This window comes from Citrobacter sp. Cpo061 (assembly GCF_030332845.1).
Classification (GTDB): domain Bacteria; phylum Pseudomonadota; class Gammaproteobacteria; order Enterobacterales; family Enterobacteriaceae; genus Citrobacter; species Citrobacter portucalensis.
The window spans coordinates 239725-252492 of record NZ_JAOWHB010000053.1; the positions used below are offsets into that span (position 1 = coordinate 239725).

Here is a 12768-nt window from a genome sequence, read left to right on the forward strand (position 1 = left end):
CTCTCCTTTGCGTTTCGTTCTTAGTGCAGAGTCGGTTTACGGACTTCCGGCGCGGTCGGCTGCTGACGCGTAAACGTGTCATGGCACAGCAAGGCGGCTACGCGCACGTATTCGATGATCTCTTCGAGCGACATTTCCAGCTCTTCCTGATCTTCGTCTTCGTCATATCCCAATTGAGCGATATTGCGCAGGTCGTCAATCGCTTCCCCGGTTTCGCCGGTCACTTTGTCGAGCTTCGGCTGCGTGACGCCAAGGCCCAGTAAAAAGTGGTTTACCCATCCCGCCAGCGCATCGGCGCGATCAAACACGCTGACGTCATCCCCTTCAGGCAGATAAAGCTGAAAAAGGAAGCCGTCGTCTTCGAGGGCATCACTGGTGGCTGAGTGCATTTTCAGCAGCGCCTGAGCCAGCTCATGACCAAAGGCCAGACCTTCGTTCGTCAGGTCGTGCAGCAGCGGCTGCCATGAGCTGTCGTTGTTTCCGCCACAAATCATTCCGCTTATCAAGCCGTGCATTTCGGCCGGGGTTAATCCAGCCCCTTGTTGGTTCAAAAACTGGCTAACTTCGTTGTAACCAGGCATTTCGTTCTGTATAGACATAAGCATTCGTCATCAAAGGGAGGAATATTCATGATATGCTACCACTTTGGACCCTGGTGGACCAGAAAAGGGCTTGTATCTTGATACCAGGGTAGCTATAGTGTCGCCCCTTCGCGGACCCACGGTCTGGAGACGAAGGCAGCGCAGTCAATCAGCAGGAAGGTGGCATGTCTGCACAACCCGTCGATATCCAAATATTTGGCCGTTCACTGCGAGTGAATTGCCCGCCTGAACAAAGGGATGCGTTGAATCAGGCTGCGGACGATCTCAATCAGCGATTGCAAGATCTGAAAGTTCGCACTAGAGTCACAAATACTGAGCAGTTGGTTTTCATCGCCGCGTTGAACATCAGCTATGAATTAACTCAGGAAAAAGCGAAGACGCGTGAGTACGCGGCGAGCATGGAACAACGTATTCGGATGCTACAACAGACCATCGAACAGGCGTTGCTTGATCAGGGTCGCATAACCGAAAAAACGGGCCAAAACTTTGAATAACACTTTTCGGTTTACTGTGGTAGAGTGACCGTGAAGACAAAATTTCTCTGAGATGTTTGCAAGCGGGCCAGTCCCCTGAGCCGATATTTCATACCACAAGAATGTGGCGCTCCACGGTTGGTGAGCATGCTCGGCCCGTCCGAGAAGCCTTAAAACTGTGACGACGCATTCACCTTGAACCAAGGGTTCAAGGGTTACAGCCTGCGGCGGCATCTCGGAGATTCCCTTCTACCTGGCAACAGCCATGACATTACTTTCTGAACTTCCTTTATCCCGGCAAGAAATCCGTCAACTGATTCGGCAGCGTCGTCGCGCGCTTACTTCCGAACAGCAACGACAATACGGTCAGCAAGCCGCGACCCGAATGCTCAGTTATCCCCCTGTTGTACTCGCTCATACCGTGGCGGTATTCCTCTCGTTCGATGGCGAACTCGATACCCAGCCGCTAATAGATCAGCTGTGGCGAGCAGGCAAGCGCGTCTATCTTCCAGTTCTTCACCCCTTCAGCCCTGGCAACCTGCTGTTCCTGCACTATCATCCGCACAGCGACCTGGTAACCAATCGCTTAAAGATCCAGGAACCACGGCTTGATGTACGTGACGTATTGCCGCTCTCACAGCTGGATGTACTGATTACGCCGTTAGTGGCATTTGATGAGGTCGGGCAACGCCTGGGTATGGGCGGTGGATTTTACGATCGAACGCTTCAAAACTGGCAGCAGCATAAGATCCAGCCCGTAGGCTACGCGCACGATTGTCAGCGAGTGGAAAAGCTACCTGTCGAAGAATGGGATATCCCGCTGCCTGCGGTGGTGACGCCGTCCAAAATCTGGGAGTGGTAGCTTTTTTGCCAATTGCGGCAAGGCTCGAAAACAGAATGTATGCGTGACAGGAAGAGATTTTGAGGCCGGGAAATCAGAGGAAAGATGGGCAGGTCATCGCCTGCCCATGTAGAGGAAATCAGTACAGCAGACGAGCGCGAATGGTTCCCGGAAGGGCTTTCATCGCCAGCAGCGCTTTCTCCGCCACATCTTCATCCGCTTCAATATCAATAACCACGTAACCTACCTGTGCGGAAGTCTGCAGATACTGCGCGGCAATGTTGACGCCCTGCTCGGCAAAAATCTGGTTCAGCGCAGTCAGTACGCCCGGACGGTTTTCGTGAATGTGCATCAGACGACGACCGCCGTGCAGCGGCAGCGAAACTTCCGGGAAGTTAACTGCAGACAGCGTAGAGCCGTTGTCGGAATACTTGGTCAGTTTCCCAGCCACTTCCAGACCGATGTTTTCCTGTGCTTCCAGCGTTGAACCACCAATGTGCGGCGTCAGGATCACGTTGTCGAAATCACACAGCGGCGAAGTGAAAGGATCGCTGTTGGTTGCCGGCTCGGTTGGGAATACGTCGATTGCTGCCCCTGCCAGGTGCTTGGTCGCTAACGCGTCGCACAGCGCAGGAATATCAACAACTGTACCGCGTGCGGCGTTAATCAGCAGCGCTCCTGGTTTCATCAACGCAATCTCACGCGCGCCCATCAGATTTTTGGTGGAGGCATTTTCCGGTACGTGCAAACTGACCACGTCGCTCATATTGAGCAGGTCGGAAAGATGCTGCACCTGCGTGGCGTTGCCGAGCGGGAGTTTATTTTCAATATCATAGAAATAGACGTGCATCCCCAGCGATTCCGCCAGAATGCCCAACTGAGTACCAATGTGGCCGTAGCCGATGATCCCCAGTTTTTTGCCACGCGCTTCAAACGAGCCGGTAGCCAGTTTATTCCACACGCCGCGGTGTGCTTTGGCGTTTGCTTCGGGTACGCCGCGTAGCAGCAGCAGCAGTTCGCCAATCACCAGTTCCGCAACGGAACGCGTGTTAGAGAATGGTGCGTTAAACACGGGGATACCGCGCTTTGCCGCAGCGCTGAGATCAACCTGGTTGGTGCCGATACAGAAGCAGCCAATCGCGACCAGTTTCTCTGCGGCGTCAATCACATCTTCAGTCAGATGGGTACGGGATCGCAGGCCAATGAAGTGGGCATCACGGATGGACTCTTTCAGTTGTTCAGTGTCCAGAGCGCCTTTATGAAACTCGATGTTGGTATAACCTGCTGCACGAAGGCTTTCGAGCGCTTTTTGATGCACGCCTTCAACCAGCAGAAATTTAATCTTATCTTTCTCCAGTGATACCTTTGCCATTTCCCCGACCCTGTCTTTTTTTGTTCAAACTGATGTGTTGTGTGTGGGATTTTCATCCGTCTCTTCAACATATCAAAAAATAATATTGCGGCAATATGAACGTTTGCGTCGCCGTGCTGAAGAAATGTCATTCAGAGAGAAATGTCAGAGGAAAATACTGGCGATAACTTTTTCTTTGGAGAGATCGGCAGGACAATATTATAAACGTGACACAAGTCACCAAATTTGCCCTGCCAAAATTTTTTTAACGGGAGAAGACACTCCCGTCAGATCATTTTACGATAGTTTTCACGCCGTCTGGTGTACCGATCAGCGCGACATCCGCACCACGGTTGGCAAACAGACCGACGGTTACCACGCCCGGAATCGCATTGATGGCGTTTTCCATCGCGATGGCATCGAGGATCTCCAGACCGTGTACATCAAGGATCACGTTACCATTGTCCGTCACTACGCCCTGACGGTATTCAGGACGACCGCCCAGCTTCACCAACTGGCGAGCCACAGCGCTGCGCGCCATTGGGATCACTTCAACCGGCAGCGGGAAGTTACCGAGAATATCGACTTCTTTGGACGCGTCGGCAATGCAGATAAATTTCTTCGCCACGGAAGCAATAATTTTTTCACGGGTCAACGCAGCGCCGCCGCCCTTGATCATCTGCATGTGGCCGTTGATTTCATCCGCGCCGTCAACGTATACGCCGAGGCTGTCCACTTCGTTAAGATCGAACACGTGGATACCGAGGCTTTTGAGTTTTTCGGTTGAAGCGTCCGAACTGGATACCGCACCTTCAATCTGACCTTTCATTGTGCCCAGCGCATCAATAAAGTGTGCGGCTGTTGAACCTGTACCTACGCCCACAATGGTACCGGGCTGTACATACTGAAGTGCCGCCCATCCTACTGCTTTTTTCAGTTCATCCTGCGTCATGATCGTTTCGCCTGTGGTGTGAATATGGTGGGAAAATTCACGCGCATTATAGAACATTGTGCAGAAAAATGTCCCCACACCCGCTCGCAAGCGGCGGATTTCGTCTTTACCCAACCTAAATTTGTGTCATAGTGCAGAACAAGCAAAATTTTCAGGAGTGCGTCAAAGCAATGAAACGTCCGGACTACAGAACACTACAAGCACTGGATGCGGTTATTCGTGAACGAGGATTTGAGCGCGCGGCGCAAAAGCTGTGCATCACGCAATCCGCGGTTTCACAGCGCATAAAACAGCTTGAGAATATGTTCGGACAACCGCTGCTGGTGCGTACCGTACCACCACGCCCAACCGAACAGGGGCAGAAACTACTGGCGCTTTTGCGTCAGGTTGAACTGCTGGAAGACGAGTGGCTGGGTGATGAACAAACCGGCTCGACGCCGCTGCTGCTCTCACTGGCGGTGAACGCCGACAGTCTGGCGACCTGGTTGCTTCCGGCGCTGGCTCCGGTACTGGCAAATTCGCCGATTCGGCTGAACCTGCAGGTTGAGGATGAAACCCGAACTCAGGAACGTCTGCGTCGTGGTGAAGTGGTCGGTGCGGTGAGTATTCAACATCAGGCGCTGCCAAGCTGTCTGGTGGATAAACTCGGCGCGCTGGACTACCTGTTTGTCGGTTCTAAACCTTTCGCCGAGCGTTATTTCCCTAACGGCGTCACCCGCTCTGCCCTGCTGAAAGCCCCAGCGGTAGCGTTTGACCATCTTGATGATATGCACCAGGCGTTCCTGCAACAAAACTTCGACCTGCCGCCGGGCAGCGTGCCGTGTCATATCGTTAACTCGTCTGAAGCCTTTGTTCAATTGGCGCGTCAGGGAACGACCTGCTGCATGATCCCCCACTTGCAGATTGAGAAAGAACTGGAAAGCGGTGAGCTTATCGACTTAACGCCAGGTCTGTTCCAGCGCCGGATGCTGTACTGGCACCGTTTTGCACCGGAAAGCCGCATGATGCGCAACGTCACCGATGCACTGCTGGCCTATGGTCACAACGTACTGCGTCAGGATTAAACCGCTCATAACCTCTGAGTGCCGGATGGTGGCGTAACGCCCTATCCGGCCGACAAGCCTTTTACCCTCTTTTCATGCTATTCCCGCCACGTCTTTGAAATAAATCACAAAATCAAACACGCCACGCGGCAAAAAACGACGCCCTGTTGGCTATTTTTTGCTGGCGACAAGCCAAATGAAAAAGCTCACCGTATTCGCAAAGATTCAACTTATTGCGTAATACGGAGCAAAAAATGGCAAACGTGCAGGAGTGGCAAACACTCGCCAATAAAGAACTCAGTCGACGGGAAAAAACCGTCGAGTCGCTGGAAAGACAGACGGCGGAAGGGATTGCCATCAAGCCGCTGTACACCGAAGAAGACCTCGATAATCTGGAAGTCACGGGCACCCTTCCCGGCCTGCCGCCTTACGTGCGTGGCCCGCGCGCCACCATGTATACCGCGCAGCCGTGGACCATTCGTCAATACGCTGGTTTCTCTACCGCCAAAGAGTCCAACGCCTTTTACCGCCGCAACCTCGCCGCCGGGCAAAAAGGGCTTTCCGTCGCCTTTGACCTTGCCACCCATCGTGGCTATGACTCTGACAACCCGCGCGTGGCAGGTGACGTCGGTAAAGCAGGCGTGGCGATCGATACCGTCGAAGATATGAAGATACTGTTCGACCAGATCCCGCTGGATAAGATGTCGGTATCGATGACCATGAACGGCGCGGTTCTGCCGGTGCTGGCGTTTTATATCGTCGCTGCAGAAGAACAAGGCGTAACGCCGGAACAACTCACCGGGACCATTCAGAACGATATTCTGAAAGAGTACCTGTGCCGCAACACCTACATTTATCCACCAAAACCGTCCATGCGCATTATCGCCGACATCATCGCCTGGTGCTCCGGCAACATGCCGCGCTTTAACACCATCAGCATCAGCGGCTATCACATGGGTGAAGCCGGAGCAAACTGCGTGCAGCAGGTAGCGTTTACGCTGGCAGACGGTATTGAATACATCAAAGCCGCACTCTCCGCCGGACTGAAAATTGATGACTTCGCCCCGCGCCTGTCGTTCTTCTTCGGCATCGGCATGGATCTGTTTATGAACGTCGCCATGCTACGAGCGGCGCGCTATTTGTGGAGTGAAGCGGTCAGCAGCTTTGGCGCGACCAACCCGAAATCTCTCGCTCTGCGTACCCACTGCCAGACGTCTGGCTGGAGCCTGACCGAGCAGGATCCATATAACAACGTGGTACGAACCACTATTGAAGCACTCGGCGCTACGCTTGGCGGCACCCAGTCGCTGCATACCAACGCCTTTGATGAAGCGCTCGGTCTGCCCACCGATTTCTCCGCCCGTATTGCGCGTAATACGCAAATCATCATTCAGGAAGAATCAGAGATCTGCCGCACCGTTGATCCGCTGGCCGGATCGTATTACGTCGAGTCACTCACCGATCAAATTGTGAAGCAGGCACGCACGATCATCAAACAGATTGACGAGGCAGGCGGCATGGCGAAAGCGATCGAAGTCGGGCTCCCTAAACGGATGATCGAAGAAGCTTCCGCGCGTGAACAGTCGCTGATCGACCAGGGTAAGCGCGTTATCGTCGGCGTCAATAAGTACAAGCTGGATAAAGAAGACGAGACGTCGGTACTGGAGATCGACAACGTGAAGGTGCGCAACGAGCAGATTGCTTCGCTGCAGCATATACGCGCAACTCGCGACAATGATGCCGTCAAAGCCGCGCTCACGGCGCTGACCCACGCCGCGCAGCATAATGAAAACCTGCTGGCTGCCGCCGTCAACGCCGCCCGCGTTCGCGCCACGCTCGGTGAAATCTCCGACGCGCTGGAAGTTGCTTTTGATCGGTATCTGGTTCCCAGCCACTGCGTCACCGGCGTGATTGCGCAAAGCTATCATCAGTCAGACAAATCCGCCGATGAGTTTGACGCTATCGTTGCGCAAACCGAGCAGTTCCTCGCGGAAAATGGCCGCCGCCCGCGTATTCTGATCGCCAAGATGGGTCAGGACGGCCACGATCGCGGCGCGAAGGTAATCGCCAGCGCCTATTCCGATCTCGGTTTCGATGTCGATCTCAGCCCGATGTTCTCCACTCCGGAAGAGATCGCCCGTCTGGCGGTAGAAAACGATGTGCATGTAATAGGCGCATCATCATTGGCGGCGGGCCATAAAACGCTGATTCCGGAACTGGTTGCCGCACTCAAAAAATGGGGGCGTGAAGATATCTGCGTGGTAGCAGGAGGCGTTATTCCGCCACAGGATTACGCCTTTCTGCACGAGCATGGCGTGGCGGCCATTTATGGCCCCGGCACGCCAATGCTCGACAGCGTCCGCGATGTGTTAACCCGTATCAGTCAGCATCATGATTAATGCCGCCACGCTTGAAGATACCGTCCGCCGTTTGCGACTCGGTGAACGGGCTACGCTCGCCCAGGCGATGACGCTGGTCGAAAGCAACCACCCGCGCCACCAGCCGCTGAGTACGCAATTGCTGGACGCGATTATGCCGTTCACCGGTAACGCCCTGCGTTTGGGGATCACCGGTACGCCGGGCGCGGGCAAAAGCACTTTTCTGGAAGCATTCGGCATGCTGCTTATCCACCACGGATTACGGGTAGCGGTGATCGCCGTCGATCCCAGCAGCCCGGTCAGCGGCGGCAGCATTCTTGGCGATAAAACCCGCATGACGGAGCTGGCCCGCGCCGAATCTGCGTTTATTCGACCGGTCCCTTCCAGCGGTCATTTAGGCGGCGCCAGCCAGCGCGCACGCGAATTAATGCTGCTGTGCGAAGCAGCTGGCTTTGACGTGGTGATTGTAGAGACCGTCGGCGTTGGACAGTCAGAAACCGAAGTCGCAGGTATGGTGGATTGCTTTATCTCACTGCAAATCGCTGGCGGTGGCGACGATTTACAGGGTATCAAAAAAGGACTGATGGAAATGGCGGATCTGGTCGTCATCAATAAAGACGACGGCGAGAACCATACCAGCGTTGCGATCGCCCGCCATATGTACGAATCCGCCCTGCACATTTTGCGCCGTAAATATGACGAGTGGCAGCCGCGGGTTCTGACCTGTAGCGCCCTGGAAAAACGCGGCATTGAGGAAATCTGGCAGGCGATAACCGACTTTAAAACATGCCTGACCGCCAGCGGTCGACTGGAAAAAGTTCGCCAGCAGCAGGCGGTGGACTGGTTACATCAGCAGGCTGAAGAAGAAGCGCTGCATCTGCTGTTTGCCCGGGCTGATTTCGACCGTTATTTCCAGCAGACGCTGCAGGCTGTCAAAAACAATGATCTTTCGCCGCGCACCGGTCTGCGGCATATCAGCGAATTTATCCAGCATCATTACTTTCAATAAAGAGAACATTATGTCTTATCAATACGTCAACGTGGTCATCATCCGGAAAGTCGCGGTTATTGAGTTCAACTACGCGCGTAAGCTCAATGCCCTGAGCAAAGTGTTTATTGACGATCTGATGCAGGCGCTGAGCGACCTCAATCGTGCGGACATTCGCTGCATCATTCTACGCGCTCCGAGCGGGGCCAAAGTGTTCTCTGCCGGGCATGATATTCATGAGCTCCCCACCGGACGTCGAGATCCGCTCTCCTATGACGATCCGCTGCGTCAGATAACCCGTATGATCCAAAAATACCCGAAGCCGGTGATCTCCATGGTCGAAGGCAGCGTCTGGGGCGGCGCGTTTGAGATGATCATGAGTTCCGATCTGATCATCGCAGCCAGCACATCCACCTTCTCAATGACCCCGGTCAACCTCGGCGTGCCGTATAACCTTGTGGGCATCCACAATCTGACCCGCGACGCTGGTTTTCACATCGTTAAAGAACTGATTTTTACCGCCTCGCCCATCACCGCTCAACGCGCCATGGCGGTCGGGATCCTCAACCATGTCGTACCCGCCGAGGAACTGGAAGATTTCACCCTGCAAATGGCGCACCACATCTCGGAAAAAGCGCCGCTGGCAATCGCCGTCATCAAAGAAGAACTGCGCGTGCTGGGTGAAGCGCACACCATGAATTCCGATGAGTTCGAGCGTATTCAGGGCATGCGCCGCGCGGTGTACGACAGCGAGGATTATCAGGAAGGGATGAACGCGTTTATGGAAAAACGCAAACCCAATTTTGTCGGCCATTAATCACGTCCGAGAAAGGAGACGGCCATGAAACGGATGAGCGCCGAACAGGCGGCAGAAATTATCCAGCACGATGATATGGTGGCATTCAGCGGCTTTACCCCCGCAGGTTCGCCAAAAGCGTTACCCAGCGCAATTGCCCAACGCGCATGCGAACAGCATCAGCTCGGGCAGCCTTTTCAGATCCGCCTGCTGACCGGAGCATCAATTGGCGCTGCTGCTGATGATGTCCTATCCGCGGCGGATGCCGTTTCCTGGCGCGCGCCTTATCAAACCTCATCGGGCCTGCGCGAGAAAATTAATCAGGGCCAGGTGAGGTTTGTCGATCTCCATTTGAGCGAGGTTGCGCAAATGGTTAATTACGGCTTTTTTGGCGAGATCGACGTTGCCGTCATTGAAGCTTCCGCCATTGCGCCAGATGGACGGATTTGGCTTTCCAGCGGTATTGGTAATGCGCCCACCTGGCTTCTGCGGGCGAAAAAAGTGATCATTGAACTGAATCATTACCATAATCCGCGCGTGGCGGAGTTTGCCGACATCGTGATACCCGGCGCACCGCCGCGGCGTAACAGCGTACCCATATTTCATACCATGGATCGCGTGGGCAGTCAGTGCGTGCAGATAGACCCGCAGAAAGTGGTCGCGATAGTGGATACCGACCTGCCGGATGCAGGAAATACAGCGGATAAAACTAATCCGGTCAGCCAACAAATTGCCGATAACGTCGTCACTTTCCTGTTGGCAGAAATGGCGCACAAACGCATTCCAGCTGAGTTTCTACCCTTACAAAGCGGCGTGGGCAATATCAACAACGCGGTGATGGCGCGGCTGGGGGAAAACCCGGATATCCCGCCCTTTATGATGTATTCGGAGGTGTTGCAGGAGTCGGTGGTGCATCTGCTGGAAACGGGCAAGATAACCGGCGCCAGCGCCTCCAGCCTGACCATTTCAGCCCCGTCGCTACAGAAGATTTACGACAACATGGACTTCTTCGCCAGCCGGATTGTGCTGCGCCCGCAGGAGATCTCCAATAACCCGGAGATCATCCGTCGGCTGGGGGTTATTGCGCTCAACGTCGGTCTGGAGTTTGATATCTACGGCCATGCCAATTCCACGCACGTTGCGGGGGTGAACCTGATGAATGGCATCGGCGGCAGCGGGGATTTCGAGCGCAATGCCTACCTGTCTATCTTTATGGCGCCGTCGATTGCCAAAGGCGGGAAAATCTCCACCATCGTACCGATGTGCAGCCATGTCGACCACAGCGAACATAGCGTTAAAGTGATCGTGACCGAACAAGGGATTGCCGATCTGCGTGGGCTATCTCCGATGCAGCGGGCGCACACGATTATCGATAACTGTGCGCACCCTCTTTACCGGGATTATCTGCACCGCTATCTGGAGAAAGCACCCGGCGGACATATCCATCACGATCTCAGCCATGCGTTCGATCTGCATCGTAATCTTCTCGAAACAGGATCGATGCTCGGTTAACTTGCGCTACCGTCACGATCTTCAGCAATATGCTGGAGCATAGTGGCGGTATAGCGATGATTTTTCAGCGAATAGAGAAACTCCTGCATATACATGGGGCTGCCGGGCGCATCGAAATACTTTAGCGTCGACGGGTTCACCAGCCGCCAGGCGAAGTGAGGGATTACCGTCAAAAACTGCCCGCGCTCTACCGCGCTGATCTTGGCCATAAAGCTGTACGGACGGTAGATAATCGTCGGGTTGATCCCGCAGGGCCGCATGTATGCATCCAGCATCGCCTCAAAGTTGGCGCGATTCTGGAAGCGCATTTGCAGCCAGGGCAGCTCGCGCAGCAGATCCTGCGGCTGTTTTTCTTCGTAGCGCCGGGAAACGAGAAACCCCAGACGCAGCGGAGGCAACTCGCTAATCGCCAGATTCTCCAGTTCCTGGACGCGGGGGGAAACGTGCTGCGGCGAGATAATAAAATCCAGTTTGCGATCGAACAGGTTATCAATCACCCCATTCTCGCTGAATTCAACGGCCTGAGCCGTCACGCCGTCATACTTGTCACCAAGGCTAATCAACTGGTCAAAAATAATCGTTGGGTAGGTATTGTCGATACCGATGACGATTTCCCGCGAGCGGCGAGAGGCGTTATGGATTTCGTTATCAATGGCAGAAAGGCGCTGATAAACGGGAAACAGCTTCTGATACAGCTCCTGTCCGGCTTTATTCAGGCTGATGTTGTTATCTTTGCGGGTAAACAGCGTATAGCCGATTTGATCTTCCAGTGCGGCAATGCTTTTACCGAAAGGCGATGCGGTCATATGTATTTTTTCTGCCGCTCTGGCAATGTTATTGGTTTGCGCCAGCAGAATGAAATTACGCATCTTTTTCGAGATAAAAATATCCATAGCGTCCCCTTAAAAATCGCTATGGCCTATCCTCATTACGGCGAAAAAAAAGACTGGATGTGGGGTCTCATTTTTACAGTTGCTCACAGAAAAAACCCGGCTGGAAAGCCGGGTCTGCAATGATTACTGGGTTTTGGCTGGCGTTGCTGCTGGCTGCCCCGCCGTCGGCTCAATCTGGAAGACCACATCAACCTGATCGTCAAACTGAATAACCGGCTGTTCGTAGGTTTCCTGAGCGGATGTCGCAGGCGCTGCATCTGCTTTCATCATCCGTACCATCGGGCTCGGTTGATAATTGGAAACGTGGTAACGCACGCTGTAAACGGGCCCCAATTTGCTGTTAAAGCCCGCAGCTAACTGCTCAGCCTGATGAATAGCATCATCAATTGCTGCTTTACGCGCTTTATCTTTGTAAGTATCCGGCTGGGCAACGCCAAGCGATACCGAACGGATCTCATTCAGACCGGCCTTCAGCGCACCATCAAGCAGCGCGTTGAGTTTGTCCAACTGACGCAGCGTGACCTCAACGGTACGTACCGCACGATAGCCTTTAAGGACGCTTTTACCATTCTGGTAGTCGTAGTCCGGCTGGGTGCGCAGGTTTGCCGCGCTAATATCTTTCTTCGCTATCTGGTTCTGTTCAAGGAAGGACAGATATTGCGCCACGCGCTCATCTGCCTGCTTCTTCGCTGAAGCCGCATCCTTTGCAGCAACGTTCACTTCAATCGCCAGAGTAGCGATGTCTGGTGTCGCATCCACGCTTGCCGTTCCGGAAGTCACGATGTGCGGTCCATTTGGCAACTCATTTGCCTGTACCGATAGTGCGCTGAATCCGACTAATGCCGCCAGGGCCATTATTTTGAACTTCACGGTCGTTCCTCCATGTTTCATTAATTACCCCGAAACTCAGGGCACATGCAGGCAAGCTTAGCCGATCTC

The 12768-nt window shown here is 54.0% G+C and carries 12 protein-coding genes and 1 other RNA gene; 8 read left to right on the forward strand and 5 right to left on the reverse strand.

Annotated elements, in window-relative coordinates:
• Positions 1-20: 20 nt before the first annotated feature.
• Positions 21-599: a YecA/YgfB family protein gene (locus OGX97_RS19760; RefSeq protein WP_003026978.1), complete on the reverse strand. Its 579-nt coding sequence runs from the start codon at positions 597-599 to the stop codon at positions 21-23.
• A gap of 167 nt (positions 600-766) precedes the next feature.
• Between OGX97_RS19760 and zapA the strand changes: the two genes are divergently transcribed.
• The 3 genes from zapA (at position 767) to OGX97_RS19775 (ending at position 1937) form a co-directional block, all read left to right on the forward strand.
• Complete coding sequence (zapA, locus tag OGX97_RS19765) at positions 767-1096, forward strand: cell division protein ZapA (RefSeq protein WP_003026980.1); 330 nt, start codon at positions 767-769, stop codon at positions 1094-1096.
• Between the two features lie 41 nt (positions 1097-1137).
• A non-coding RNA gene (ssrS, locus tag OGX97_RS19770) (6S RNA) lies at positions 1138-1321 on the forward strand.
• A gap of 19 nt (positions 1322-1340) precedes the next feature.
• Complete coding sequence (locus OGX97_RS19775) at positions 1341-1937, forward strand: 5-formyltetrahydrofolate cyclo-ligase (protein ID WP_003825482.1); 597 nt, start codon at positions 1341-1343, stop codon at positions 1935-1937.
• A 118-nt stretch (positions 1938-2055) separates the two neighbouring features.
• Here OGX97_RS19775 and serA read toward each other — a convergent pair whose 3' ends face one another.
• Positions 2056-3288 carry a phosphoglycerate dehydrogenase gene (gene serA / locus OGX97_RS19780; protein ID WP_003825480.1) on the reverse strand — a complete coding sequence of 411 codons (1233 nt, stop codon included), beginning with the start codon at positions 3286-3288 and terminating at the stop codon, positions 2056-2058.
• Positions 3289-3559: 271 nt separating this feature from the next.
• Positions 3560-4219, reverse strand: coding sequence for a ribose-5-phosphate isomerase RpiA (gene rpiA, locus OGX97_RS19785; RefSeq protein WP_003825479.1), 660 nt, complete (start codon positions 4217-4219; stop codon positions 3560-3562).
• A gap of 170 nt (positions 4220-4389) precedes the next feature.
• On the opposite strand from rpiA, the gene argP reads away from it, so the two are divergent.
• The 5 genes from argP (at position 4390) to OGX97_RS19810 (ending at position 10936) form a co-directional block, all read left to right on the forward strand.
• On the forward strand, positions 4390-5283 hold the full coding sequence (argP, locus tag OGX97_RS19790) for a DNA-binding transcriptional regulator ArgP (protein ID WP_003825477.1): 894 nt from the start codon (positions 4390-4392) through the stop codon (positions 5281-5283).
• 233 nt (positions 5284-5516) lie between these two features.
• The gene (gene scpA, locus OGX97_RS19795; RefSeq protein WP_235126850.1) at positions 5517-7661 is read left to right on the forward strand and encodes a methylmalonyl-CoA mutase; all 2145 of its coding nucleotides are present in this window, start codon (positions 5517-5519) and stop codon (positions 7659-7661) included.
• Positions 7654-8649, forward strand: a complete 996-nt coding sequence (gene meaB, locus OGX97_RS19800; protein ID WP_218658949.1) for a methylmalonyl Co-A mutase-associated GTPase MeaB — start codon at positions 7654-7656, stop codon at positions 8647-8649. The genes scpA and meaB overlap by 8 nt, the downstream gene beginning before the upstream one ends.
• 10 nt (positions 8650-8659) lie before the next feature.
• The gene (gene scpB, locus OGX97_RS19805) at positions 8660-9445 is read left to right on the forward strand and encodes a methylmalonyl-CoA decarboxylase (RefSeq protein ID WP_218658948.1); all 786 of its coding nucleotides are present in this window, start codon (positions 8660-8662) and stop codon (positions 9443-9445) included.
• 24 nt (positions 9446-9469) lie between these two features.
• The gene (locus OGX97_RS19810; RefSeq protein ID WP_043017523.1) at positions 9470-10936 is read left to right on the forward strand and encodes an acetyl-CoA hydrolase/transferase family protein; all 1467 of its coding nucleotides are present in this window, start codon (positions 9470-9472) and stop codon (positions 10934-10936) included.
• Here OGX97_RS19810 and srsR read toward each other — a convergent pair.
• Both srsR and OGX97_RS19820 read right to left on the reverse strand, forming a co-directional pair.
• On the reverse strand, positions 10933-11829 hold the full coding sequence (gene srsR / locus OGX97_RS19815) for a LysR family transcriptional regulator SrsR (protein ID WP_003026999.1): 897 nt from the start codon (positions 11827-11829) through the stop codon (positions 10933-10935). The two genes, OGX97_RS19810 and srsR, sit on opposite strands and share 4 nt — an antisense overlap.
• Positions 11830-11952: 123 nt before the next feature.
• Entirely contained in the window at positions 11953-12699 is a 747-nt protein-coding gene (locus tag OGX97_RS19820) for an oxidative stress defense protein (protein WP_003825465.1), read from the reverse strand.
• Positions 12700-12768: the final 69 nt, after the last annotated feature.

Bases quoted from the DNA above. Each gene is read 5' to 3' on its own strand.
- OGX97_RS19775 (WP_003825482.1), top strand. From the start codon at position 1,341: ATGACATTACTTTCTGAACTTCCTTTATCCCGGCAAGAAATCCGTCAA.
- OGX97_RS19760 (WP_003026978.1), bottom strand. From the start codon at position 599: ATGTCTATACAGAACGAAATGCCTGGTTACAACGAAGTTAGCCAGTTT.
- scpB (WP_218658948.1), top strand. From the start codon at position 8,660: ATGTCTTATCAATACGTCAACGTGGTCATCATCCGGAAAGTCGCGGTT.
- scpA (WP_235126850.1), top strand. From the start codon at position 5,517: ATGGCAAACGTGCAGGAGTGGCAAACACTCGCCAATAAAGAACTCAGT.
- OGX97_RS19810 (WP_043017523.1), top strand. From the start codon at position 9,470: ATGAAACGGATGAGCGCCGAACAGGCGGCAGAAATTATCCAGCACGAT.
- serA (WP_003825480.1), bottom strand. From the start codon at position 3,288: ATGGCAAAGGTATCACTGGAGAAAGATAAGATTAAATTTCTGCTGGTT.
- rpiA (WP_003825479.1), bottom strand. From the start codon at position 4,219: ATGACGCAGGATGAACTGAAAAAAGCAGTAGGATGGGCGGCACTTCAG.
- srsR (WP_003026999.1), bottom strand. From the start codon at position 11,829: ATGGATATTTTTATCTCGAAAAAGATGCGTAATTTCATTCTGCTGGCG.
- argP (WP_003825477.1), top strand. From the start codon at position 4,390: ATGAAACGTCCGGACTACAGAACACTACAAGCACTGGATGCGGTTATT.
- zapA (WP_003026980.1), top strand. From the start codon at position 767: ATGTCTGCACAACCCGTCGATATCCAAATATTTGGCCGTTCACTGCGA.
- meaB (WP_218658949.1), top strand. From the start codon at position 7,654: ATGATTAATGCCGCCACGCTTGAAGATACCGTCCGCCGTTTGCGACTC.